The sequence below is a fragment of the Kitasatospora sp. NPDC048298 genome (genome assembly GCF_043201465.1).
In the GTDB taxonomy this organism is placed as follows: domain Bacteria; phylum Actinomycetota; class Actinomycetes; order Streptomycetales; family Streptomycetaceae; genus Kitasatospora.
On the sequence record NZ_JBICYZ010000048.1, the window covers coordinates 52,134 to 74,844 of the forward strand.

At 72.4% G+C, this 22,711-nt stretch carries 20 protein-coding genes, 4 tRNA genes and 1 pseudogene; 7 read left to right on the forward strand and 18 right to left on the reverse strand.

From position 1 onward, the window contains the following. Window positions 1-62: 62 nt before the first annotated feature. A complete protein-coding gene (locus ACGF0D_RS29765; RefSeq protein WP_392883838.1) occupies window positions 63-1,691 on the reverse strand; it encodes a DAK2 domain-containing protein in 1,629 nt (542 codons plus the stop codon). 282 nt (window positions 1,692-1,973) lie between these two features. Between ACGF0D_RS29765 and rpmB the strand changes: the two genes are divergently transcribed. Beyond that, window positions 1,974-2,159, forward strand: a complete 186-nt coding sequence (rpmB, locus tag ACGF0D_RS29770; protein ID WP_014138233.1) for a 50S ribosomal protein L28 — start codon at window positions 1,974-1,976, stop codon at window positions 2,157-2,159. A 154-nt stretch (window positions 2,160-2,313) separates the two neighbouring features. On the opposite strand, the gene thiD is transcribed toward rpmB, so the two are convergent. From thiD to ACGF0D_RS29785, 3 genes are all read right to left on the reverse strand, one after another. After that, a complete protein-coding gene (gene thiD, locus ACGF0D_RS29775) occupies window positions 2,314-3,111 on the reverse strand; it encodes a bifunctional hydroxymethylpyrimidine kinase/phosphomethylpyrimidine kinase (protein ID WP_392883839.1) in 798 nt (265 codons plus the stop codon). Between the two features lie 23 nt (window positions 3,112-3,134). Next, window positions 3,135-4,160 (reverse strand): ATP-dependent 6-phosphofructokinase, encoded by a 1,026-nt coding sequence (locus tag ACGF0D_RS29780; RefSeq protein WP_392883841.1) that lies wholly within the window; start codon window positions 4,158-4,160, stop codon window positions 3,135-3,137. 156 nt (window positions 4,161-4,316) lie between these two features. Next, window positions 4,317-5,282, reverse strand: a complete 966-nt coding sequence (locus tag ACGF0D_RS29785) for a thiamine-phosphate kinase (protein WP_392883842.1) — start codon at window positions 5,280-5,282, stop codon at window positions 4,317-4,319. Window positions 5,283-5,491: 209 nt separating this feature from the next. On the opposite strand from ACGF0D_RS29785, the gene ACGF0D_RS29790 reads away from it, so the two are divergent. After that, a complete protein-coding gene (locus ACGF0D_RS29790; RefSeq protein WP_392883844.1) occupies window positions 5,492-5,725 on the forward strand; it encodes an Lrp/AsnC family transcriptional regulator in 234 nt (77 codons plus the stop codon). A gap of 68 nt (window positions 5,726-5,793) precedes the next feature. Then, the gene (locus ACGF0D_RS29795) at window positions 5,794-6,312 is read left to right on the forward strand and encodes a DUF3515 family protein (protein WP_392921430.1); all 519 of its coding nucleotides are present in this window, start codon (window positions 5,794-5,796) and stop codon (window positions 6,310-6,312) included. A gap of 59 nt (window positions 6,313-6,371) precedes the next feature. Here ACGF0D_RS29795 and ACGF0D_RS29800 read toward each other — a convergent pair whose 3' ends face one another. From ACGF0D_RS29800 to ACGF0D_RS29810, 3 genes are all read right to left on the reverse strand, one after another. Continuing rightward, window positions 6,372-7,517: a D-alanine--D-alanine ligase family protein gene (locus ACGF0D_RS29800; protein ID WP_392883848.1), complete on the reverse strand. Its 1,146-nt coding sequence runs from the start codon at window positions 7,515-7,517 to the stop codon at window positions 6,372-6,374. Between the two features lie 102 nt (window positions 7,518-7,619). Further along, window positions 7,620-8,621, reverse strand: coding sequence for an NAD(P)H-dependent glycerol-3-phosphate dehydrogenase (locus ACGF0D_RS29805; protein ID WP_392883850.1), 1,002 nt, complete (start codon window positions 8,619-8,621; stop codon window positions 7,620-7,622). Next, complete coding sequence (locus ACGF0D_RS29810; protein WP_392921433.1) at window positions 8,618-9,448, reverse strand: lysophospholipid acyltransferase family protein; 831 nt, start codon at window positions 9,446-9,448, stop codon at window positions 8,618-8,620. The genes ACGF0D_RS29805 and ACGF0D_RS29810 overlap by 4 nt, the downstream gene beginning before the upstream one ends. A gap of 231 nt (window positions 9,449-9,679) precedes the next feature. Between ACGF0D_RS29810 and cofC the strand changes: the two genes are divergently transcribed. Further along, a complete protein-coding gene (cofC, locus tag ACGF0D_RS29815; protein WP_392921436.1) occupies window positions 9,680-10,363 on the forward strand; it encodes a 2-phospho-L-lactate guanylyltransferase in 684 nt (227 codons plus the stop codon). A gap of 120 nt (window positions 10,364-10,483) precedes the next feature. Next, window positions 10,484-10,705, forward strand: coding sequence for a hypothetical protein (locus tag ACGF0D_RS29820; RefSeq protein ID WP_392883854.1), 222 nt, complete (start codon window positions 10,484-10,486; stop codon window positions 10,703-10,705). Window positions 10,706-10,904: 199 nt separating this feature from the next. Here the strand turns inward: ACGF0D_RS29820 and ACGF0D_RS29825 are convergent, their stop codons facing one another. The 11 genes from ACGF0D_RS29825 to ACGF0D_RS29875 form a co-directional block, all read right to left on the reverse strand. After that, on the reverse strand, window positions 10,905-11,651 hold the full coding sequence (locus ACGF0D_RS29825; RefSeq protein ID WP_392883855.1) for an HU family DNA-binding protein: 747 nt from the start codon (window positions 11,649-11,651) through the stop codon (window positions 10,905-10,907). 133 nt (window positions 11,652-11,784) lie between these two features. Then, window positions 11,785-12,132, reverse strand: coding sequence for a hypothetical protein (locus ACGF0D_RS29830; RefSeq protein ID WP_392883857.1), 348 nt, complete (start codon window positions 12,130-12,132; stop codon window positions 11,785-11,787). A 182-nt stretch (window positions 12,133-12,314) separates the two neighbouring features. Further along, on the reverse strand, window positions 12,315-12,911 hold the full coding sequence (gene leuD, locus ACGF0D_RS29835) for a 3-isopropylmalate dehydratase small subunit (RefSeq protein WP_392883858.1): 597 nt from the start codon (window positions 12,909-12,911) through the stop codon (window positions 12,315-12,317). Between the two features lie 3 nt (window positions 12,912-12,914). Continuing rightward, window positions 12,915-14,339 carry a 3-isopropylmalate dehydratase large subunit gene (gene leuC, locus ACGF0D_RS29840; protein WP_392921439.1) on the reverse strand — a complete coding sequence of 475 codons (1,425 nt, stop codon included), beginning with the start codon at window positions 14,337-14,339 and terminating at the stop codon, window positions 12,915-12,917. Between the two features lie 329 nt (window positions 14,340-14,668). Then, window positions 14,669-14,743 (reverse strand) — tRNA-Gln (locus ACGF0D_RS29845). Window positions 14,744-14,792: 49 nt separating this feature from the next. Beyond that, a tRNA-Glu gene (locus ACGF0D_RS29850) sits at window positions 14,793-14,865 on the reverse strand. A 47-nt stretch (window positions 14,866-14,912) separates the two neighbouring features. Further along, window positions 14,913-14,985: transfer RNA gene (locus ACGF0D_RS29855), tRNA-Glu, on the reverse strand. Window positions 14,986-15,022: 37 nt separating this feature from the next. After that, window positions 15,023-15,094 (reverse strand) — tRNA-Gln (locus ACGF0D_RS29860). Between the two features lie 238 nt (window positions 15,095-15,332). Then, on the reverse strand, window positions 15,333-16,832 hold the full coding sequence (gene gltX / locus ACGF0D_RS29865) for a glutamate--tRNA ligase (RefSeq protein ID WP_392921442.1): 1,500 nt from the start codon (window positions 16,830-16,832) through the stop codon (window positions 15,333-15,335). Next, window positions 16,825-17,625, reverse strand: a complete 801-nt coding sequence (locus ACGF0D_RS29870; protein WP_392921444.1) for a fumarylacetoacetate hydrolase family protein — start codon at window positions 17,623-17,625, stop codon at window positions 16,825-16,827. Before ACGF0D_RS29870 ends, gltX begins: the two co-directional genes overlap by 8 nt. Before the next feature lie 266 nt (window positions 17,626-17,891). Continuing rightward, window positions 17,892-18,110 (reverse strand): hypothetical protein, encoded by a 219-nt coding sequence (locus tag ACGF0D_RS29875; RefSeq protein WP_392883864.1) that lies wholly within the window; start codon window positions 18,108-18,110, stop codon window positions 17,892-17,894. Between the two features lie 638 nt (window positions 18,111-18,748). Between ACGF0D_RS29875 and ACGF0D_RS29880 the strand changes: the two genes are divergently transcribed. Together ACGF0D_RS29880 and ACGF0D_RS29885 are read left to right on the forward strand one after the other, a co-directional pair. Continuing rightward, window positions 18,749-22,609, forward strand: a complete 3,861-nt coding sequence (locus ACGF0D_RS29880) for a nitrate- and nitrite sensing domain-containing protein (RefSeq protein WP_392921447.1) — start codon at window positions 18,749-18,751, stop codon at window positions 22,607-22,609. Between the two features lie 10 nt (window positions 22,610-22,619). Then, a pseudogene (locus ACGF0D_RS29885) lies at window positions 22,620-22,711 on the forward strand (roadblock/LC7 domain-containing protein); the annotation flags it as partial.

Genomic DNA, 22,711 nt, shown 5'->3' on the forward strand with positions numbered 1-22,711 from the left:
GTCTACACCACCGGACGGACAGAACGGCGCTGGTCGCCCGCCCGTCCGCCGCCGGGGCGGCGCTACTCGACCCCGATGAGGAGCGGCGCCGGTTCCTGGCCGCCGTGGAAGACCACCGCGTCCACCTCGGGCCGCCGGTGCCGGACGTGGGCGACGAGCCGTTCGGCGAGCGCCTCGTCGGCGCCCTCGCCGAGGATCAGGGTGACGAGTTCGCCGCCCGCGCCGAGCATCCGGTCCAGCACGCTCTCGCCGACCTCGGCCAGGCCGACGCCTATCACCGCGACGTCGCCGTCGATCAGCCCGAGCACGTCCCCGGCCTGGCAGACCCCGGCCATCGTCCAGGACTCCCCCTCGGCGACGGCCAGCTCGGCGTACCGGGTGGCCCCGGCGGCGGAGGTCATGGCGACCACGTCCTCGTCGAAGCGGCGGCCGCCCTCGTGCACCGCCAGCGCCGCCAGTCCCTGCACCGGCGAGCGGGTGGGCAGGACGGCGATCCGCACCCCCTCCTCACGCAGTTGGTCGGCGGCGGCCCCGGCGGCGGCGCGCAGCTCGGGGTCGTTGAGCAGCAGGACGACCTCGCGGGCGGCCGAGCGGCGCACGGCGGCGGCGAGTTCGGCGCTGGCCGGCGGGCGGTCCGGGTCGGCGTGCAGGACGACGGCGCCGGCCTGCTCGCAGAGTTCGGCCAGGCCCCCGCCGGAGACCACCGAGAGCACCGCCCGGGCCCGTTCCTCGCGCTCGCCGCGCTCGGCGGCGCTGCCGGAGCGCGCGGCGGCCTCGGCGAAGTGGGTGATCCGGATCTGGTGCGGGCGCCCGGCCCCGACCCCGGCCTCCACGGCGGCGCCCGCGTCGTCCACGTGGACGTGGACGTTCCACAGGCCGTCGCCGCCGCCGATCACCAGGGAGTCGCCGAGTTCGCCGAGCCGCGCGCGCAGCGCGGGCAGCGCCTCGTCGGGGGCGTCCAGCAGGTAGATGACCTCGAAGGCGGGGTGGCCGGGGCCGGGCGGCCTGAGGTGGGTCTCGCAGCTCTCGACGGCCCGGATGTCGCCGCGCAGCGCGACCGGCCCCATCGGCTGCTGCCCGGCGACGGCGTCGGCGAGCGCGCCGAGGACGGCCACCAGGCCGCGCCCGCCGGCGTCCACCACACCGTTCTCGGCCAGCACGGCGAGCTGTTCGGGGGTGTGTCGCAGCGCGTCCCGGGCGGCCCGGTAGGCGGTGTCGGCGACCTGCGCGAGCCCGTCCCCGGCCCGTACGGCCTCCCGGGCGGCGACCCGGGCGACGGTCAGCAGGGTGCCCTCGACGGGCTCCGCGACGGCCTGGTACGCGGAGTCGGCGGCCCGCTGCAGGGCGGCCCGCAGCTGTTCGGCGCCGCCGCCCTCGGCCAGCGTCTCGGCGGTGCCGCGCAGCCACTGGGCGAGGATCACCCCGGAGTTGCCGCGGGCACCGACCAGCGCGCCGCGGGCCATCGCCCGGACCGTGTCGGCCAGCCCGGGGCCCGGGTCGACGGGGTCGGCGAAGCGGCTCTCCACCTCGGCGGCGGCGGACTCGACGGTCAGGTAGAGGTTGGTGCCGGTGTCGCCGTCCGGGACGGGATAGACGTTGAGCGCGTCGATCTCCTCGCGGGCCTGGCCGAGCGCGCGGAGGGCGAGCTGGCACCAGGTGCGCACGGCCGGGGCGTCGAGCGTGTGCAGCACCAGGTCTCCTCCGGATGGGACGCCGACATGGCCGGGCAATGAACGGCGAGGGGTGATACCGGCAGGTTATCGGGGCTCGGGTGGGGTCGTCCGGACCGGCGACCGGAGCGATCACTCGGCCGGTCATGGTAGTTTCGTGGGACGGAAGCAAGCGTTGTATGCTCTTCCGGTTGCCTGGAACCGTCCAGGCTCACCCCCTTGTCCGGTCTGGTTCACGTGAGTGTTCTGGTGGCTGAGCGGGGTTTTCGAAAGTATCTGATCTGAAGTCTTGGAGTGACTCCTGTGGCTGCCAACTGCGACGTCTGCGGCAAGGGGCCGGGCTTCGGCAACAGCATCTCCCACTCTCACCGCCGTACCCCCCGTCGTTGGAACCCCAACATTCAGACGGTGCGCGCTGTGATTGGGCGGACGCCGAAGCGGCTCAACGTCTGCACCTCGTGCATCAAGGCCGGTAAGGTCTCGCGCTGACGCGCAGACCGGCAAGCCGGTCCTCCAGTGAGCCGGTTCATCCTCGGATGAGCCGGCTTCGCTGTTTCCGTGGCCGGCTACGCCGATTTCCGGACTCACCAGTGGTGGGCGGACTCCATCCAGGAGCCCGCCCACCTCTGTTTTCCCGGGTTCCTCAGCGCCAGCGCCAGGCGTGGTCGACCGGGCCGATGCCGGCACCCAGGGCGAAGCCCCCGGCGATCGCGCCGGTGATGTACTCCTTGGCCGAGGCCACCGCCCGCGGCAGCGGCTCGCCCTTGGCCAGGCCGGAGGCGATCGCGCTGGCCAGGGTGCAGCCGGTGCCGTGGGTGTGGCGGTTGTCGTAGCGCGGCGCCCGGAACCAGTGCACCTCGTCCGGTCCGCCGTACAGCAGGTCGGCGGCCTCGCCCTCCAGGTGGCCGCCCTTGACCAGCGCCCAGCGCGGCCCGAGGTCGACCAGTGCCTTGGCGGCGTCCAGCATCTGCGACTCGTCCTCGACGGTCAGCCCGGTGAGCTGGGTCACTTCGTGCAGGTTGGGGGTGGCCAGGGTGGCGACCGGCAGCAGCTTCTCGCGGACGGTCGCGACGGCCTCGGCGACCAGCAGCGCGTCCCCGTGCTTGGAGACCCCGACCGGGTCGACCACCACCGGGGCGTCCACCCCGGCCAGCAGTTCGGCCACGGTCTCGACGAGTTCGACCGAGGCGAGCATGCCGGTCTTCACGGCCTGCACCCCGATGTCGTCCACCACACTGCGGAACTGCGCCCGGACGGCCTCGGCGGGCAGCTCCCAGTAGCCCTGGACGCCGAGCGAGTTCTGCGCGGTGACGGCGGTGATCACGCTCATGCCGTGGACGCCGAGGGCGAGCATCGCCTTGAGGTCGGCCTGGATGCCGGCACCGCCGCCGGAGTCGGAGCCGGCGACGGTGAGCACGCGGGGGGGTGCGGTGGAGGACATGGCCCCAACCTACCCGCGCGGTCTCAGAGCACCGCCTCGGACTCCGCCCAGCGGTCCCGCGGCACCGTCTTCAGCCGGGTCACCGCGTCGCCGATCGGCAGCAGCTCGATGCCGGTCCGGCGCAGCGCGGTGAAGTGCCCGAACGCCCCCCGGTGGACGGCCTCCACGGCGTGCCAGCCGAACCGGGTGGCGAGCACCCGGTCGTAGGCGGTCGGGGTGCCGCCGCGCTGGACGTGGCCGAGGATGACCGGGCGGGCCTCCTTGCCGAGCAGGTTCTCCAGCTCGTGGGCGAGCCGGGTGCCGATCCCGCCGAAGGTCCGGTGGCCGTACTGGTCGACCTCGCCGTGGTCGAAGCGCATGGTGCCGGGCACCGGGCAGGCGCCCTCGGCGACGGCGATGATGGCGAACTTCTTGCCGCGCGCGAAGCGGTCCTCGATTATCCGGGCCACCGCCTCGATGTCGAAGGGCTTCTCCGGGATCAGGATGCCGTGGGCGCCGCCGGCCATGCCCGCGGTGAGGGTGATCCAGCCGGTGTGCCGGCCCATCAACTCGACCACCATGACGCGCTGGTGGGACTCCGCGGTGGTCTTCAGCCGGTCGATCGCCTCGGTCGCGACGTGGACGGCGGTGTCGAAGCCGAAGGTCATGTCGGTGGTGTCGATGTCGTTGTCGATGGTCTTCGGCACCCCGACCACGGGCAGTCCGGCGTCGCTGAACAGCTTGGCGGCGGTCAGCGTCCCCTCGCCGCCGATCGCGATCAGCGCGTCGATGCCGATCTCCCGGGCCAGCGTCTTGGCGTTCTCCACCGCCCAGACGATCCGGTCCCGCCGCACCCGGGCCGAGCCCAGGATGGTGCCGCCGAGGGTGAGCAGGCCGGTGACGTCGTCGTGGGTGACGGTTCTGGTGCGGCCCTCGATCAGTCCGAGGAAGCCGTCCAGGATGCCGACGATCTCGTCCCCGTGGACGTCGGTGCCCCGGTGCACCACCGAGCGGATCACCGCGTTGAGGCCGGGGCAGTCGCCGCCGCTGGTCAGTACACCGATGCGCATCTGTGGTGTGCTCCCACTCGCAGTGGTTCGGACCATCCGCGCCGGACGGGCGGCTGGGATGGCGCAAGCCTACGCACAACGCACCCGCGAATCCCGTCCCCGCACACCGGAGCGTCACGCGCCGTCCGTCGTACGGGGATCCGGGAGGACCGCCCGCTACTCAGCGAAGTGGTCCCAGCCGCCGACCCGGTCCCAGGGCGCGCCGTCGACCGTCACCCGGCCGCTGCGGCTGCCCGTCGGGCGGCCGGTCACCTCGCCCACCACCCGCCAGCGGGCCGGGAGTTGGACCCCGCGCGGGAAGGTGGCCACGATCGCGTGGTCCTCGCCGCCGGAGAGCACCCAGACCAGCGGGTCCACCCCGACCGCCTGGCCGATGTCGGCCATCTGCGCCGGGACGTCGAAGTCGGCGGCCTTGAGGTCGATGTCCACCTGGCTGGCCCGGGCCACGTGGCCGAGGTCGGCGACCAGCCCGTCGCTGACGTCGATCATCGAGGTCGCGCCCAACTCGGCCGCCGCCGGGCCCGCGTGGTACGGCGGTTCGGGCCGGCGGTGCGCCTCGACGAAGGCGCGCGGGGAGCGGAAGCCGCGCTGGAGCACGGTCAGCCCGGCGGCGGACCAGCCGAGCCAGCCGGTCACCGCGATCACGTCGCCGACCTGTGCGCCGGAGCGCGTCACCGCCGCACGCCCCTGGAGGTCGCCGAGCGCCGTGATGGCCAGCGTGACGGTGTCGCCGCGCACCACGTCGCCGCCGACCACCGTCGCCCCGGCCACCTGGCACTCGTCGCGCAGCCCGTCCATCAACTCGGTCGCCCAGGTGGTCGGCAGGTCCGCGGGGGCGACCAGGCCGAGCAGGATGGCGGTCGGCACCGCCCCCATCGCGGCCACGTCGGCAAGGTTCTGGGCGGCGGCCTTGCGGCCCACGTCGTAGGCGGTGGACCAGTCCCGGCGGAAGTGCCGGTTCTCGATCAGGACGTCCGTGGTCGCCACCACCCGGCCGTCCGGTGCCCGCACCACCGCGGCGTCGTCACCCGGGCCGAGGTCGACCGCATCGGTGAGCGGTACCCGGGCGGTCAGCTCCCTGATGAGGCCGAACTCGCCGAGCTCGCCCACGGTCCCCTGCATCTGCCGTCCTCTCGCGTTTCCATCCGAATCGGCCCCCGTCGCGCTCCCCCGCGCGCAGCGTACGCCCTTCCGGGGCCCCGGGGTCTCCCCTCCCCGGCCCACCGCGGGGTAGCGTGGTGATCAGACTGCCGGTGAGCCCATCCACCCACACGCCTGACCGGGTGCTCACGGCGGCGATCCCCCCTTGAACCGGCCGCCGGGAGGTCCCCGTGGTACAGGCATACATCCTGATCCAGACCGAGGTTGGGAAGGCCACCTCCGTGGCCCAGACCATTTCCGAGATCCCGGGCGTGCTCACCGCCGAGGACGTCACCGGCCCGTACGACGTGATCGTCAAGGCCGAGGCCGGGACGGTGGACGAGCTGGGCCGCATGGTGGTGGCCCGGGTCCAGAAGGTCGAGGGCATCACCCGCACCCTCACCTGCCCCGTGGTGCACCTCTAGGGCCCGTGGGCCGGGGCGGGCCGGCGCACCGGGAGCCCGGGCGCGTAAGGCCCGGTTACCATCGGCGGGTGGCCAGAGAACTGCGCGTCCCCAAGGCGCTGACCGCCCTGCCGGCCCCGGTCCGCTGGCTGGCCCTGCCCGTCGCCCTGACCTGCACGGTCGTGGTGCTGGTGGGCAGCTGGGGCCCGGCCGACCGGGCCATCGAGGTCCCGGACCCGACCGGTAGGGCGGCCGGCTACTGCAGGGCCCTGGCCGCCGCGCTGCCGAAGGAGCTGCTCGGGCACGCCCGCAAGGACCCGTCGCCCGCCTCGCCGTACGTGGCCGTCTGGGACAGCTCGCCCCGGACGGTCCTGCGCTGCGGCGTCGACCGGCCCGAGGAGCTGGACGGGCCGCACGCCAAGGACCTGTCCCCGACCGTCGACGACCTCACCTGGTGGTCGCAGAAGCTGGACGACGGGAGCTACCGCCTGGTCACGACCATGCGCGCGGCCTACGTCGAGGTGATCTCCCCGCCCGGCGTCTACAGCAGCCCGCTGGACCCGGCCGCCGCGCTCACCCCGCTGGTCAAGGCCAACATCCCCGGCTGAGCACGACGAACGCAGGGCGGGCCGGGAAGCTCCCGGCCCGCCCTGCGCCGTACGGCCCGCTAGCGCAGCCCGGTCGAGCGGCGCAGCGCAGCGCCGAGCAGCCGGTCGATCAGCTCCGGGTACGAGACCCCGCTGGCCGCCCACATCTTCGGGTAGGCCGAGATCGGGGTGAAGCCGGGCATGGTGTTGATCTCGTTGATCATCCAGGTGCCGTCCTCCAGCAGGAAGAAGTCCACCCGGGCTAGGCCCTCGCAGCCGAGCGCCTCGAAGGCCTCGATCGCCTGGCGCTGGATCTCGGCGAGCTCCTCGGCGGTCAGGTCCGCCGGGATCTTCACGTCCGAGGAGTCGATGTACTTGGCATCGAAGTCGTAGAAGTCGAAGCCCTCGCCGACCAGGATCTCGCCGGCCACGCTGGCCCGCGGGCCGTCCTCGAACTCCAGCACGCCGCACTCGATCTCGCGGCCGGTCACGCCCGCCTCGATGATCAGCTTGGGGTCGTGCCGACGGGCCTCCTCGATCGCGGCGTCGAGGTCGGCCAGGTCCTTCACCTTGGTGATGCCGATGCTGGAGCCGGCCCGGCAGGGCTTCACGAACACCGGCAGGCCCAGCTCGGCGGCCCGCTCGCGCACCGCGGCGCGGCCCTCCTCGGACTCCCAGTCGCGCGGCCGCACGATGGTGTAACGGCCGACCTCCAGACCGTGCGAGGCCAGGATCCGCTTGGCGAACTCCTTGTCCATGCCGGCCGCGCTGGCCAGCACGCCGTTGCCGACGTACGGGACGCCGGAGAGCTCCAGCAGGCCCTGGAGCGTGCCGTCCTCGCCCCACGGGCCGTGCAGCAGCGGGAACACCACGTCGACCTCGCCGAGCGCCTTGGGGGCGCTGCCCGGCTCGGTCAGGACCACCTCGCGGTTGCCCGGGGCGACCGGCAGCGCGACCTGGCCGTCGACGCCCTCGGCGACGTGCGCCACGTCCGGCAGCCGCCCGTCGGTGATGGCCATCCGGGCCGGCTCGTCGCTGGTCAGCGCCCAGCGGCCCTCGTGCGTGATGCCGATCGGCAGCACGTCGTACTTGTCGCGGTCGATCGCCCTGAGCACACTGCCCGCGGTGGAGACCGAGATGGCGTGCTCGGAGCTGCGCCCGCCGAAGACCAGCGCGACGCGCGGCTTCCGGTCGGGCCGGTTCGGGGAGGTCTGTTCGATGCTCATATCGGGTTTGAGACTACCGTGCGAGGCCCGGGCGGAAGGCGAGCGGCGCCCGGGAGCCGGCGGCGGCGGGGAACCGGACGCCGCCGAAGCCGCCCTGCGGGCTCAGCGCCGCTCCGGCTTCGCCGAACGCGACATCAGCGCCTGCAGGACCTCCTTGATGGGCCGCTCGTTGTGCACCACGTCCACCACGGCCTCGACGATCGGCATGTCGACCCCGTTGCGCCGGGCCAGGTCCAGCACCGACTCGCAGGACTTGACGCCCTCGGCGGTCTGCCGGGTGGCCGCGATGGTCTCCGCGAGCGACATGCCCCGGCCCAGGTTCATGCCGAAGGTGTTGTTGCGCGACAGCGGTGAGGAGCAGGTGGCCACCAGGTCGCCCATCCCGGCCAGTCCCGCGAAGGTGTGCGGGTCCGCGCCCAGCACCTCGCCGAGCCGGGTGGTCTCGGCCAGCCCGCGGGTGATCAGGGTCGCCTTGGTGTTGTCGCCGAGCCCCATGCCGGCCGCCATGCCGACCGCCAGGCCGATCACGTTCTTGACCGCGCCGCCGAGTTCGCAGCCCACCACGTCGGTGTTGGTGTACGGCCGGAAGTACGGCGTGTGGCAGGCCGCCTGGAGCCGCTTGGCGACCGTCTCGTCGGAGCAGGCGACCACACTGGCCGCGGGCTGCCGGTTGGCGATCTCCTTGGCCAGGTTGGGCCCGCTGACCACCGCGACGCGCTCCGGGCCGACGCCGGTGACCTCGTCGATCACCTCGCTCATCCGCTTGGCGGTGCCGAGTTCGATGCCCTTCATCAGGCTCACCAGCACGGTCTGCGGCTCGATCAGCGGCGTCCAGGCGGCCAGGTTGTCGCGCAGCGTCTGCGAGGGCACCACGAGCACCGCGAAGTCGGCGCCGGCCAGCGCCTCGGCGGCGTCGGTGGTGGCCCGCACGGTGTCGGGCAGCCGGACGCCCGGCAGGTAGTCCGGGTTCTCGTGGGTGGAGTTGACGGCGTCCACCAGTTCCTGGCGGCGGGCCCACAGCACGACCTCGCAGCCCGCGTCGGCGAGCACCAGCGCGAACGCGGTGCCCCAGGAGCCGGTCCCCATCACGGCGCAGCGGGTCACTTGCCGTCCTCCTCGGTGCCCTTGATCCGCTCGCCCTTGGCGCGCCGGCGCTCGGCCAGCGCGGCCGCGGCACGCTCCCGGGCGGCCTTGCGCATGTCGTAGCGCTCGGCCGGCGGTTCCTCGCCCCGGACCTCGGCCAGTACGGCGGTGATCGCCGTCATGATGTCCTCGGTCGCGTCGGCGAGCACCTGGGTGGTGAGCTCCTGCCCCCGGTACTTGCTGAGGTCCACCGGCGGCCCGGCCGCGACGGTGACCCTGTGCCGCGGGAAGAGGTTGAACTTGCCCTTCCCGTAACCGGGCCGGCCGTACGGCGGGATGATCTCGTGGGCGCCCCAGTGCGCGACCGGGATGACCGGCGCACCGGTCATCAGCGCGACCCGGGCGACCCCGCTCTTGCCGGTCATCGGCCACAGGTCGGGGTCCCGGGTGAGCGTGCCCTCCGGGTAGAACTGCACGCACTGGCCGCCGTTGATCGCGTCGATCGCGGCCCGGAACGCCTGCGCGGCGTCGGTGGACTCGCGGAACACCGGAATCTGGCCGGTCTTGCGCAGCATGAATCCGATGAAGGGGATCGAGAACAGCGAGGACTTGCCGAGAATGCGCGGCGGACGTCCGCTGTTGTACTGCCAGTGCGCGTAGATCACCGGGTCGATGATCGAATTGTGGTTCACCGCGGCGATGAAACCGCCGTTCTTCGGAATGTGCTCCCAGCCCCGCCAGTCGGGCTTCACCAGGGCGGTCGTCACCGGTTTCACCAGCACGGCCGCGAAGCGGTACCAGATGCCGTAGTCGGCGTTGCCGAACTTGGCGTACGAGCGGCGGGCCACCCCAGCTCCTTCTCATCCGATGCGGCACGGATCACCGCGGTCATGGCTTCCCGGTGCCGCGCACCGTTTCTTCCGCCGGTGCCCGGGCCACGGGCGCGGAACAGTGTCGCCCGCCCGCTCACCGGCTGTCGAGCAACCGCGCCAACCCGCCCGGCGGGCGTGATCAAACGCACGTCCGCACAGCTCGAACGGCCTGGCGAGGGCTCCGGGACCGGCGACACAATGACGCCGATGACCCAGGACACCGTACGCCCCAGTGGGCCCGTCGCGCCCCCCGCACCCACGGCCGGCTGGTCGCTGGTGCTTCCGCTCAAGTCGCTCGACCTGGCCAAGAGCAGACTGGCCCCGTACGCCGGACCGCACCGGGCCGACCTGGCACTGTCCTTCGCGCTGGACACCGTCAGCGCCGCCCTGGCCACTCCGGGCGTCGGCCGGGTCCTGGTGGTCACCCGCGACGCCGGGGCCGGCGCCCGGCTCGCCGCGCTCGGCGCCCTGGTGGTCGCCGACGAGCCCGGCGGCGGCCTCAACCGGGCGCTGGCGCACGGCGCCGCGCGGGCCCGGGCGCTGGCCCCGCGGGCCCCGCTGGCCGCGCTCTCGGCCGACCTCCCGGCACTGCGCCCGGCCGAACTCGCCCGGGTGCTGGGCGCGGTGCCGCCCGACGGCCGGGCCTTCCTGCCGGACTCCCCCGGCCTCGGCACCACGCTGCTCGCCTGCGCCCCCGGCCGACCGCTCTCCCCCGCCTTCGGGGACGGCTCCCGGGCCCGGCACGCGGCCGGCGGGGCGCTCGAACTGCGCCTCGCGGACGTGGAGTCGGTGCGCCGGGACGTGGACACCGGGGCGGACCTCGGCGAGGCCGCGGTGCTCGGCCTCGGCCCGCACACCAGCGCCCTGTTCGCCCGCCTGAGCCTGCGCTGAGCACGCACTGAGCCTGCCCCGAGCCCGCGCCGAGCCTGTTCCGAGCCCGCCCCGGCCCCGTCCGGGACGCCGCCCGACCTGCTCCCGGGCCCAGGACGGCCCGCTCGCTATGCTGCTCGCATGCAGGCCACCGCGTTCACCTTCGACCCCGCCACCCGGGCCGGCTCCGTGCTGCTCGACGACGGGACCCCGGTGCCGTTCGACGCGGCCGCCTTCGACGCCGGCGGCCTGCGGCTGCTGCGCCCCGGCCAGCGGGTGCGGATCCGCACCGAGGGCACCGGCGAGGCCCGCCGGGTGGTCTTCGTGACGCTCCAGACCTTCCCCGACCCCGCCGAGGCCTGACCGGCCCGATCGGCCCCCGCCCAGGCCACCGGCCCGCTTTCCGTCACGCCGTCCTGGTCGCCCCCGCGCCGCCGTACGCCGTCGATTCCTGACCGAGCGCCCGGAAACCGAAAGAGCCGCGGCGCCCGGTCTCCGTGAATTCACGGAAGGGGTGCCGCGGCTCCTGGCCGAAGGCCGTCCGAGGACGGTCGCGCGGGACTTACTTGGCAGAGGTCTTGCGCGCGGTGGTCTTGCGGGTGGCGGTCTTCTTCGCCGGCGCCGTCTTCTTGGCCGTGGCGGTCGCCTTCTTGGCGGTGGCCGTGGTCTTCTTGGCGGCAGCCGTGGTGGTCGCCTTCTTCGCCGCGGCCGTCTTCTTGGTCGCGGCGGCCTTGGTCGCGGTCGCCGTGGTCTTCTTGGCGGCGGTGGTCTTCGCGGCCGTGGTCTTCGCGGTCGCCTTCTTGGCGGTGGCCGTGGTCTTCTTGGCGGCAGCCGTGGTGGCGGCCTTCTTGGCGGCGGCCGTGGTCACCGTCTTCTTCGCGGCGGCCTTCTTGGTGGCCGGAGCGGCGGCGGCAGCGGCGGCACGCTTGGTGGCGGCACGCTTGGCGGCCGGGGTGGCGGCGACGCCGCTCTTGCCCGGGGTGAGGGAGCCCTTGGGGGCCTTCTTCACCGAGGGGCCTTCCTTCGGCAGCTTCTTGCTGCCGCTGACCAGGTCCTTGAAGCCCTGACCCGGACGGAAGCGCGGGACCGAGGTCTTCTTGACCTTGACCCGCTCGCCGGTCTGCGGGTTGCGGGCGAAGCGCGCGGAGCGCTCCACCTTCTCGAAGGTGCCGAACCCGGTGACCGAAACCCGGTCACCGGCCACAACGGCACGGACCATGGTGTCGAGCACTGCGTCGACGGCCTCTGCGGCAGCCTTGCGACCGCCCAGCTGCTCGGCCACCGCTTCGACAAGCTGAGCCTTGTTCACGTCTTCCCCTTCGGAAACGGGCGCCGGATGATTCCATCCGTTCTTTTCGCACGTTAGGTATGTATCTGCGGACTTTCAATTACCAAACGCGCGAATCACCCTAGTGTCGCAATGGATTTGCGCGTCGGCGACCTCAGTCGAGCGGCGGGGGCCGCTCGTCGAGGTCATGTACAAAGCGACTCAACCGCCTTGCCGCCTCCGGAAGATCGCGCTTGGCGGTCTCGGTGACGATGAGGAGTTGCCGGGTGAGAGCGGTCTTTGCATCGGCAGACACGTTCAGCGCATGCACGCGGGCGTGAGCTTGCTTCAACCGCTCGGCCACGAGCGCGTAGAGCGCTGCGACTTCCTGGTCGTCCGGCCCCTCAGCTGGTGCGGAGGTGACGTCCGGCCGGTCGTCAATTCGGCGTTCGGATGGCCGGCCCATGGAGTCCTCAGCCGCGGGTTCGCCGCCCGCGTACGGAGGTTCATGGTGCCGGTGCATGTACTGATTGTGCCATCTACCCGCAGTTGTACTTGCGCGGGCCCCTCTTCCGCAAAGCCAAATGGGCAATCCGGGGCGGGCCCCGGCGCTAACTCGTGCTCCGGAACGACGGATGGCCCGGCCCCCCCGAGGGGGGCGCGGGCCATCCGGTGGATCGTCAGAATGCTTGTTCTGAGGGGAACTCAGGCGGCAGGCAGAGTACGGGGCTTGAAGCTCGGACGGGTCGCCTCGAAGGCCGCGATGTCGGCCTCGTTCCGCAGCGTGATGCTGATGTCGTCCAGGCCGTTGAGCAGCCGCCACCGCACGTTGTCGTCCAGTTCGAAGGCCGCCGTGACGCCTTCGGCACGCACTTCGCGCGCCTCCAGGTCGACGGTGATCTCGGCCGAGGGGTCACTCTCCGTGAGCACCCAGAGCCGCTCCACGGTCTCCTGCGGCAGCACGACCGTCAGCAGGCCGTTCTTCAGGGAGTTGCCCCGGAAGATGTCGGCGAAGCGCGACGAGATGACCGCGTGGAAGCCGTAGTTCTGGAGCGCCCAGACGGCGTGCTCCCGGGAGGAGCCGGTGCCGAACTCGGGGCCGGCCACCAGGACCGTGGCACCCTGCCGCTCGGGCCGGTTGAGGATGAACGACTCGTCCTTGCGCCAGGCCTCGAACAGGCCGCCCTCGAAGCCGGATCGGGTGACCTTCTTGAGCCAGTGGGCCGGGATGATCTGGTCGGTGTCCACGTTGCTGCGGCGCAGCGGGACGGCCCGGCCGGTGTGGGTGGTGAACTTCTCCATGGCTCAGGCCTCCACGGCTGCGACGTCGGCGGTCAGGTCGGCGGGGGCCGCGAGGCGACCCAGGAGAGCGGTCGCGGCGGCGACCTGCGGGGAGACCAGGTGGGTGCGGCCGCCCTTGCCCTGCCGGCCCTCGAAGTTGCGGTTCGAGGTGGAGGCGCAGCGCTCCCCCGGGGCGAGCTGGTCGGGGTTCATGCCCAGGCACATCGAGCAGCCCGCGTGGCGCCATTCGGCACCGGCCGCGGTGAACACCTTGTCCAGCCCCTCCTCGACGGCCTGCAGGGCGACCCGGACGGACCCGGGGACGACCAGCATCCGCACGCCGTCGGCGATCCGGCGTCCCTCCAGGACGGCGGCGGCGGCCCGCAGGTCCTCGATCCGGCCGTTGGTGCAGGAGCCGACGAAGACGGCGTCGACGGTCACCTCGCGCAGCGGGGTGCCGGCCTCCAGGCCCATGTACCGCAGGGCGTTCTCGGCGGCGACGCGCTCCTGCGGGTCGGCGAAGGAGGCCGGGTCGGGCACGTTCGCGCCCAGCGGGGCGCCCTGACCGGGGTTGGTGCCCCAGGTGACGAACGGGGTCAGCTCGCTCGCGTCGATGAAGATCTCGTGGTCGAAGACCGCGTCCTCGTCGGTGCCCAGGGTCTTCCAGTACGCGACGGCGGCGTCCCAGTCCTCGCCCTGCGGGGCGTGCGGGCGGCCCTGGAGGTACGCGAAGGTGGTCTCGTCCGGGGCGATCATGCCCGCCCGGGCGCCGGCCTCGATCGACATGTTGCAGATGGTCATCCGGGCCTCCATGGACAGGCCCCGGATCGCCGAACCGCGGTACTCCAGGACGTAGCCCTGGCCGCCGCCGGTGCCGATCTTCGCGATGACGGCCAGGATCAGGTCCTTGGCGGTGACGCCCTCGGGCAGTTCGCCCTCGACGGTGACCGCCATGGTCCGGAACGGCGCCAGCGGCAGGGTCTGGGTGGCCAGCACGTGCTCGACCTGGCTGGTTCCGATGCCGAACGCCAGCGCGCCGAAGGCGCCGTGGGTGGAGGTGTGGGAGTCGCCGCAGACCACGGTCATGCCGGGCTGGGTCAGGCCGAGCTGCGGGCCGACGACGTGCACGACGCCCTGCTCGACGTCGCCGAGCGAGTGGATCCGGACGCCGAACTCGGCGGCGTTCCTGCGCAGGGTCTCCAGCTGCACCCTGGAGACCGGGTCGGCGATCGGCTTGTCGATGTCCAGGGTGGGGGTGTTGTGGTCCTCGGTGGCGATCGTCAGATCGGTGCGGCGGACCGTGCGGCCGGCCAGCCGCAGCCCGTCGAAGGCCTGCGGGCTGGTGACCTCGTGGAGCAGGTGCAGGTCGATGAAGAGGAGGTCGGGCTCACCCTCCGCACGCCGCACGACGTGGTCGTCCCAGACCTTCTCTGCGAGTGTCCGTCCCATCGGATTCCCTCCAGCCGGCCGCGCTGCCGGCCTTCTCGTGTCGTCGAGTGTCGTCGAGGTCAAAGCGTGTGCGCCGCCCGCGAGACTTCCGGGCCGCTCCCGTCCAGAGTGGCGCTTTTCGCCGGAGATTGAACTGGTGTCTCGCGGAGTGAGACCGCGGTCTTAGCGCATGGACAGCGCGGAGGCCCGCGCGGAGGCCCTCCCCGCACCGGTCGACCGGGCCCCGCAGAACGCCGAAAGGGCCCCACCCGCGACCGGGTGGGGCCCTTTCGGGAAGCCTCCACTGCACAACGAAAAAGACCCCGGGGAACCGGGGTCTTTCCAATTTCTGGCTGGGGTACCAGGACTCGAACCTAGACTAAATGAACCAGAATCACTCGTGCTGCCAATTACACCATACCCCAACACAAAGCAAGGGCCGATGGGCGAGCCCATCGGCTTCCTGCTCTGAAGTACCCCCGACCGGATTCGAACCGGCGCTACTGCCGTGAGAGGGCAGCGTGCTAGGCCGCTACACAACGGGGGCTTTCCAGGTGGTCCCTCGCGGGACCGGTCGATCCCTTGCGGGATCAGTACCCCCGACCGGATTCGAACCGGCGCTACTGCCGTGAGAGGGCAGCGTGCTAGGCCGCTACACAACGGGGGCTTGATCTTCTTTTATGTTGCCGTACTCACGTACTGCGCTGGGGTACCAGGACTCGAACCTAGACTAAATGAACCAGAATCACTCGTGCTGCCAATTACACCATACCCCACCAGAGTTGAACCCTCGCGGGCCCTTCTCAGGCGTTGCGCCTCTCGGTCGGTCCCTTCCGAGGGGCTTTCGTTCCCTCGTCCGTTCCCTCCCGGGCGGCGCAGAAAGAACATTACCCGACGTCGGCCCCGGGTCCAAAATCGATAACCCCAGGCAGCGGCCGGGAGGCCTGCGGATGACCTCCGGGTACGCCGCGGGCCCGGCACGAAGCCGGGCCCGCGGCCTGCTCAGCGGCCCGCTCAGGCGGCCGGCAGGGCGTCCAGGGAGGACCGCAGCCTGCGCAGCGTCTCAGGGCGTCCCAGCAGCTCCATGGACTCGAACAGCGGCGGGGAGACCCGGCGGCCGGTGACGGCCACCCGCAGCGGCGTGAAGGCGAACTTGGGCTTGATGCCCAGCCCGTCCACCAGTGCCTCGCGCAGCGCGGCCTGGATCGGCTCCGGGGTGAAGTCCGCGAGCTCCTCCAGCGCCTTGATGCTGGCCTCCAGCACCGGGCGGGCGTCCGCGGTGAGCACCTTGGCGGCGTCGTCCGGGTCGACGGCGAACTTCTCCGGCGCCACGAACAGGAAGCCGGCCATGTTCACGATCTCGCTCAGCACGACCATCCGCTCCTGGGTGAGCGGCGCCACCTTGGCGAGCAGGTCCAGCTGCTCGGCGGTGGGCTCGGCCGGCAGCAGCTCGGCGCCCTGGAGGAAGGGCACCAAGCGGCGGACGAAGTCCTCCGGGGCCAGCCGGCGGACGTGCTCGGCGTTGATCGCCTCGCACTTCTTCAGGTCGAAGCGGGCCGGGTTGGCGTTCACCTTGGTGACGTCGAAGGCGGCGACCATCTCGTCCATGTCGAACAGGTCGCGGTCCTCGGCCAGCGACCAGCCCAGCAGGGACAGGTAGTTGAGCAGGCCCTCGCGGATGAAGCCACGCTCGCGGTACATGTTGAGCGAGGACTGCGGGTCGCGCTTGGAGAGCTTCTTGTTGCCCTCGCCCATCACGTACGGCAGGTGGCCGAAGCGCGGGGTGGTGCCGTTGCCGACGCCGATCTCGGCGAGCGCGGCGTACAGCGCGACCTGCCGCGGGGTGGAGGACAGCAGGTCCTCACCGCGCAGCACGTGGGTGATGCCCATCAGGGCGTCGTCCACCGGGTTGACCAGGGTGTAGAGCGGGGCGCCGTTGGCCCGCACGATGCCGTAGTCCGGCACGTTCTCCGGCTCGAAGGTGAGCGTGCCGCGGACCAGGTCGTCGAAACTGATGGTCTTGTCGGGCATCCGGAAGCGCAGGATCGGCTCGCGCTTCTCCAGCTTGTAGACGGCGACCTGCTCGTCGGTCAGCTCGCGGCAGTGGCCGTCGTAGCCGGAGGGCTTGCCGGCCGCGCGGGCGGCCTCGCGGCGGGCGTCCAGCTCCTCGGTGGAGCAGTAGCAGTGGTAGGCGTGGCCCGCCTCGTGCAGGCGGCGGGCGACATCGGCGTAGATGTCCATCCGCTGCGACTGCCGGTACGGCGCGTTCGGGCCGCCGACCTCCGGGCCCTCGTCCCAGTCGAGGCCGAGCCAGCGCATCGCGTCGAGCAGCTGGTTGTACGACTCCTCGGAGTCGCGGGCGGAGTCGGTGTCCTCGATCCGGAAGACCAGCGTGCCGCCGTTGTGGCGGGCGTAGGCCCAGTTGAACAGGGCCGTGCGGACCATGCCCACGTGGGGGTTGCCGGTCGGGGAGGGACAGAAGCGAACCCGGACGGCCGGGTCAGTGTTAGCCACGCTTGATCACCTTGTTGGTGAGAGTGCCGATGCCTTCGATGGAGACGGCGACCTCGTCGCCGACGTTGAGGGGGCCCACCCCTGCGGGTGTGCCGGTGAGGATGACGTCGCCGGGCAGCAGCGTCATGGCCTCGGAGATGTGGACGACCAGCTCGGCGACCGAGCGGACCATCTGGGAGGTGCGGCCGGCCTGGCGGAGCTCGCCGTTGACCGTGCACGTGATCGCGAGGTCGCTCGGGTCGAGGTCGGTCTCGATCCACGGGCCCAGCGGGCAGGCCGTGTCGAAGCCCTTGGCCCGGGCCCACTGGCCCTCGCGCTGCTGGACGTCCCGGGCGGTGACGTCGTTGGCGCAGGTGTAGCCGAGGATCACCTCGGGCACCCGGTCCAACGGCACCTCACGGCACATCCGGCCGATCACCACGGCGAGTTCGGCCTCGTGGTGGACGTCCGAGGAGAACGGCGGGTACGCGATGTTCTCGGTCGGACCGATCACCGAGGTGGACGGCTTGAAGAAGGTGAGCGGGACGTCCGGGACGTCGTTGCCCAGCTCCGCCGCGTGGGCCGCGTAGTTGCGGCCGACCGCCACGATCTTGTTCGGGAGCATCGGGCTGAGCAGCCGGACGTCCTGGAAGCGGAAGCTCTCGCCGGTGGGCTGGGGCTGGCCGAACGGGTGGCCGGCCAGCGCGTGGACGACCAGCGAGTCGGGCTGGGAAGGGTCGCCCTCCACCACGCCGAAGGAGACGCTGCCGGCGGCAGGGCTCCCTTCCCGGACGGAAAACCTGGCAATGCGCACGGCTGGGGTACCCCTCGCTTCGTCGGCCGCCCGGGGCGCGCCCGGGCGCTGGTTGGCGCCCCGCCCGCAGTGGGCGCGGCCCCGTCAATCGGTCTCCAGGCTATCGCGTGGGGCCTCGGCTGACCGCTTTGCCCCTGTTCAGGACGGTCGGGGCGGAGTCCGGGCCGACCGGGGCGCGGGGGTCCGCAGGGCGCCCGCCGCACAACGGCGAGGGCGCCGCCGCCACGGGTGTGACGACGGCGCCCTCGACGCGGCGCTGCGGGGGGTCAGTCCTGAACGACGACGACCGGCGCGACCATCAGCTGGATGCGGCGCGGGTTGGCGGTGGCGGCCGGCAGCTCGGTGCCGTAGGTCACGACGTCCTCGGGCTTGCGGGCGCCCGGGATCTTGCTGAAGTCCTCGACCGAGGCCAGCGTCGTCCGGCGCGGGTTCGCCGTGGGGCGGCAGGACAGCGTGGACTTGGTGGCGTTCTTCGCCTGGGACATCGAGAGCACCTCGTGGTCATGGCCGGACCGATCGCGGCGGATCGGGACGACCTGATGGATTCCGATTGATTCGGAGGGGTTCTGGGCAGGCTTATTCGAGGCCGTGCCCAGGCGACAGCCAGGTTACGAGATCTCATTCCACAGAGGCCGTGACCAAAGCTACACATTGGGCTGTGATTTTGCTCACAAAATGCCGAGCAAAACGCAGATATCCGACATATCGCCGCACTCGGATTTTCCGACATTCCCTCCGATAAAGGGCATTCCGGAAGGTCTGTGACTCTTCCCGACGCTGCGCCCGCTTGGCATGCATCCGGCGAGTGTCCGAAAAAGGCGGTATTCCGGTCCCGTTGGCACACAGTCCGTGAGATCGCGCAAGCGGTCGGTAGCGCCCGACACCCGGTACCTGCGGCCCTTGTTGGGATTCCCCGGCTGTGCTGGAATGCGACGGACCGTGGGTAGGGAGTGGTCCACCCCGGTGCCCGCTCTCCCGGACCGGCCGGGGTGCGGATGGAAACTCGACACCGTCCAGGCCGTGGCGACGCGGCGGGACGCCCGGTCCAGAGGTTGCGACGCCAGTGCAGGGACGTTTCAAAAGGGGTAGCGGCGCCGCGGGTAACCCGGAGTCGCGTGAGCCTGTGGCAGCCCCTCAACAGGCGGCGGCCCCCGGCGGCCCCGCCGAGCCGGTGACACCCGAGGCCCCCGGCCGCCCGGAGGAGGACGGCCAGGAGCGGAAGTCCACCCGGGACAAACTCCGCACCTCCCTGACCCGGCGCCGCGCCACCGGTCTGAGCCGGCTCGCGATGCGCAACTGGCGCATCCGCACCCGTCTGATCGCGCTGCTCGCCCTCCCCGTGCTGGTCTCGCTGGTCCTCGGTGGCCTGCGCATCCAGAGCTCGATGGAGAACTCGCAGCAACTCGCCCAGATGGCCAACCTCTCCGACCTGGCCAAGAAGGCGACCAACCTCGCGGACGCGCTCCAGACCGAGCGCGACATCAGCGCCGGCCCGATCACCCACGACCCGACCGCCCCGCTGGACGACGACATCGTCGCGGCCCGCAAGTCCACCGACGACCTGAGCCGCACCTTCACCGCCTCCTCCGACAAGTTCGAGGACCTCCAACTGTCCGGCGGCAAGGCGCTGTTGCTCCAGATCCGCAAGGACCTGAACTCGATCGCGGACACCCGCAGCCTGCCGTACCAGAACAACCAGAACATCCAGTCGACGATCACCGCCTACGACGTGATCATCCGCGACCTGCTGTCCATCACCCAGGACATCGCGCTCGCGTCGAACAGCAAGGACCTGGTCATCGCCACCGGCGCGCTCCAGCAGTTCTCGCTGGCGAAGGACGCGACCTCGCAGCAGCGGGCCCTGATCAGCGCCGCGCTGGCCAACCCGAAGAGCCCCGACCTCAGCCCCAGCGACGAGTCCTTCGGTATCCGCCTGCGCAGCTCGTACGACAACGCGATCGCGAGTTTCAACAACATCTACACCGCGCACGACCTGGACAACCTGCGCAGCCAGCTGAGCTACAACTCGGTAGTCTCCGACGCCGACCGCTACGCCTCCACGGTCCTCACCCAGAGCGGCATCCGCCAGACCGAGGCGGTCACCTACAAGGACTGGTACGAGAAGGCCAGCGCCAAGATCACCGCCGAGCGCCGGATCGAGTCCAAGCTCATCGAGAACCTGGACGGCAAGGCCCAGGACCTCCAGTCCCAGGCCGATGCCGACGCCCTGATCATCGGTGTCGCGATCGCCCTGGTGCTGCTCTTCGCCCTCGGTGGCGCCGGTCTGATCGCCCGCTCGATGGTGCGCTCGCTGACCCGCCTCCAGGCCGCGGCCGAGGACGTCGCCGAGCGCCGCCTGCCCGAGCTGGTCAAGACCCTCTCCGAGGCCGACCCCCACGACGTCGACACCACGGTCGAGCCGGTCGCCATCGACTCCACCGACGAGATCGGCCACGTGGCCCACGCGTTCGACATGGTGCACAGCGAGGCCGTCCGCCTCGCCGCCGAGCAGGCCCTCCTGCGCGGCAACATCAACGCGATGTTCACCAACCTCTCGCGCCGCAGCCAGGGCCTCATCCAGCGCCAGCTGTCGCTCATCTCCGAGCTGGAGAGCCGCGAGGCGGACCCGGACCAGCTGGCCAACCTCTTCAAGCTGGACCACCTCGCGACCCGCATGCGCCGCAACGGCGAAAACCTCCTCGTCCTCGCCGGTGAGGACCCGGGCCGCCGCTGGACCAGGCCCGTCCCGCTGGTCGACGTGCTCCGCGCCGCCGCCTCCGAGGTGGAGCAGTACGAGCGCATCGAGCTCGCCGCCGTGCCGTCGGCCGAGGTCGCCGGCCGCGTCGTCAACGACCTCGTCCACCTGCTCGCCGAGCTGCTGGAGAACGCCACCTCGTTCTCCAGCCCGCAGACCCGCGTCCGGGTCACCGGCCACGCGCTGCCGGACGGCCGCGTGCTGGTCGAGATCCACGACACCGGCATCGGCCTGAGCCCCGACGACCTCTCCGAGATCAACGAGCGCCTCGCCAACCCGCCGACGGTGGACGTCTCCGTCTCCCGCCGCATGGGCCTCTTCGTGGTCGGCCGCCTGTCCCTGCGACACGGCATCCGCATCCAGCTGCGTCCCAGCGACTCCGGTGGCACCACCGCGCTGGTCATGCTCCCGGTGGACGTCACCAACTCCGGCGACCGCCGCGGTGCCGGTGCCGGCCGGGCCGGCTCCGGCCAGGGCAAGCAGCAGCGCGGGGTCGCCCCGACGCCGCGCCAGCAGCGCCAGATGCCGCCCGGCCGCCAGGGCGGTCCGGCCGCGCTCGGCCAGGGCCCGGCCGCCGGTGCCCCGCAGGGCGGGCGCCCGCAGCTCGGCCAGGGCGGCCCGACCGCTCCGGCCGGCCCCGGTCCGCAGGCGGGCCCCGGTCCGCAGGCCGGTCCGGGTGCGCCCGGCGGCGGTCTGCCGACCCGCAAGGTCGGCCAGTCGCTGCGGGAGAACCCCCCGCAGGGCGGCGGTCAGCAGGGCCAGGGCCGACAGCCCGCCCAGCCGCAGCCGAAGCAGAAGCGGCAGGCTCCGCAGAACCAGCAGGCTCCGCAGGCCCCGCAGAGCCAGCAGGTTCCGCAGCAGGCCCAGCAGGGCGGTCTGCCGCAGCGCACCCCGGGCCGCCAGGGCCCGCCGCAGAGCGGCCCGAACGGCCTGCCCCGCCGCGACCGTCAGCAGCCCGGCCAGCCCCAGGCCGGTCAGCAGCAGCCCGGCCAGCCGCAGGCCCGTCCGCAGCAGCCCGGCCAGCCGCAGCCGAACCAGCCGCAGGCCGGTCAGCCCCTGCCGGGCCGTCCCGGCCAGGAACGGCCGCGTCCCGGCGGCGAGTTCGACGGCGGTCCGGGTGCCCGGACCGGCGAGCAGCCGCAGCACGGCCGCCCCGGCGGTCCCGGCACGCCGCCGCAGGGCGCCCGTCCGGGCAACCGTCCGCAGGACGGCCTGCCGCAGCGCCGTCCGGCCCCGCAGGGCCCCGGCGCCCCCGGTCGGCCCGCCGCCCAGGGCCCGCGCGGTCCGCAGCGCCCCGGTCCGGACGCGCCGCAGCGCGACCGTCAGCCGCAGCTGCCGCCGCAGGCCCAGCAGCAGCCCCAGCCGCTGCCGTCGGCCGAGCCGGCGCCGGTGGAGAGCACCCAGCAGTTCGCCCGCCCGCGCTTCGAGGCCAGCCAGATCGACCCGCGCGACCCGCTGGGCCTCGGCCTGGTCGAGCCGGTGCTGCCGAACGTGCCGAACCCGCCGCGTCCGGAGCCGGTGCGCCAGGAGCAGGCCCCGCAGCAGCCCCAGCCGCTGCCGCACCAGGAGCCGATGGCGCTGCCGACCGGCGGCGAGCAGCCCTGGTTCCCGCAGTCCGAGGGCCCGCAGCAGGCGCGGCCGCGGCCGTACCAGCCGCGCCGCCCCGGCACCTCCGCGCCGGAGTTCCAGCCGCAGGCCGAGGAGCAGCACGCTCCGCGGCAGGCGCCGCGGCAGGCGCCCCAGCCGGCTCCGCAGCAGCAGGCCCCGCAGCAGCCGCAGGCCCCGCGGCAACAGGCTCCTCAGCAGCAGGCCCCCCAGCAGCCGCAGGCCCCCCAGCCGGCTCCGCAGCAGGGCCAGCCGCAGCCGGGCACCGGCGACGCGCCGTGGCGTCCGTCCGCGAACGACGAGCGCTGGCGCCGCGCCGAGCAGATCCGCGAGCCCTCGACCAGCGGCGTCACCATGTCGGGCCTGCCCCGGCGGACCCCGCAGGCCAACCTGGTCTCCGGCACCGCCGAGGCCTCGCCGCTGACCGGTCCCCAGGTCTCCCGGGCTCCCGAGGAGGTCCGCGGCCGGCTGACCAACCTGCGTCGCGGCATCCAGCAGGGCCGTCGCGCCGGCGCCGAGCAGGCCGCCAACCAGGCGGGCTTCCAGCATGGTGCCCAGCAGCCCGGATTCGATAGTTTCGGTGGCCGGAGCGACGGCAACGGCGCAGATCACCAGGAGCGTTGAGTTGAACCAGATGAGCCAGGCCGCACAGAACCTGAACTGGCTGATCACCAATTTCGTGGACAACACCCCCGGGGTGTCCCACACCGTGGTGGTCTCCGCGGA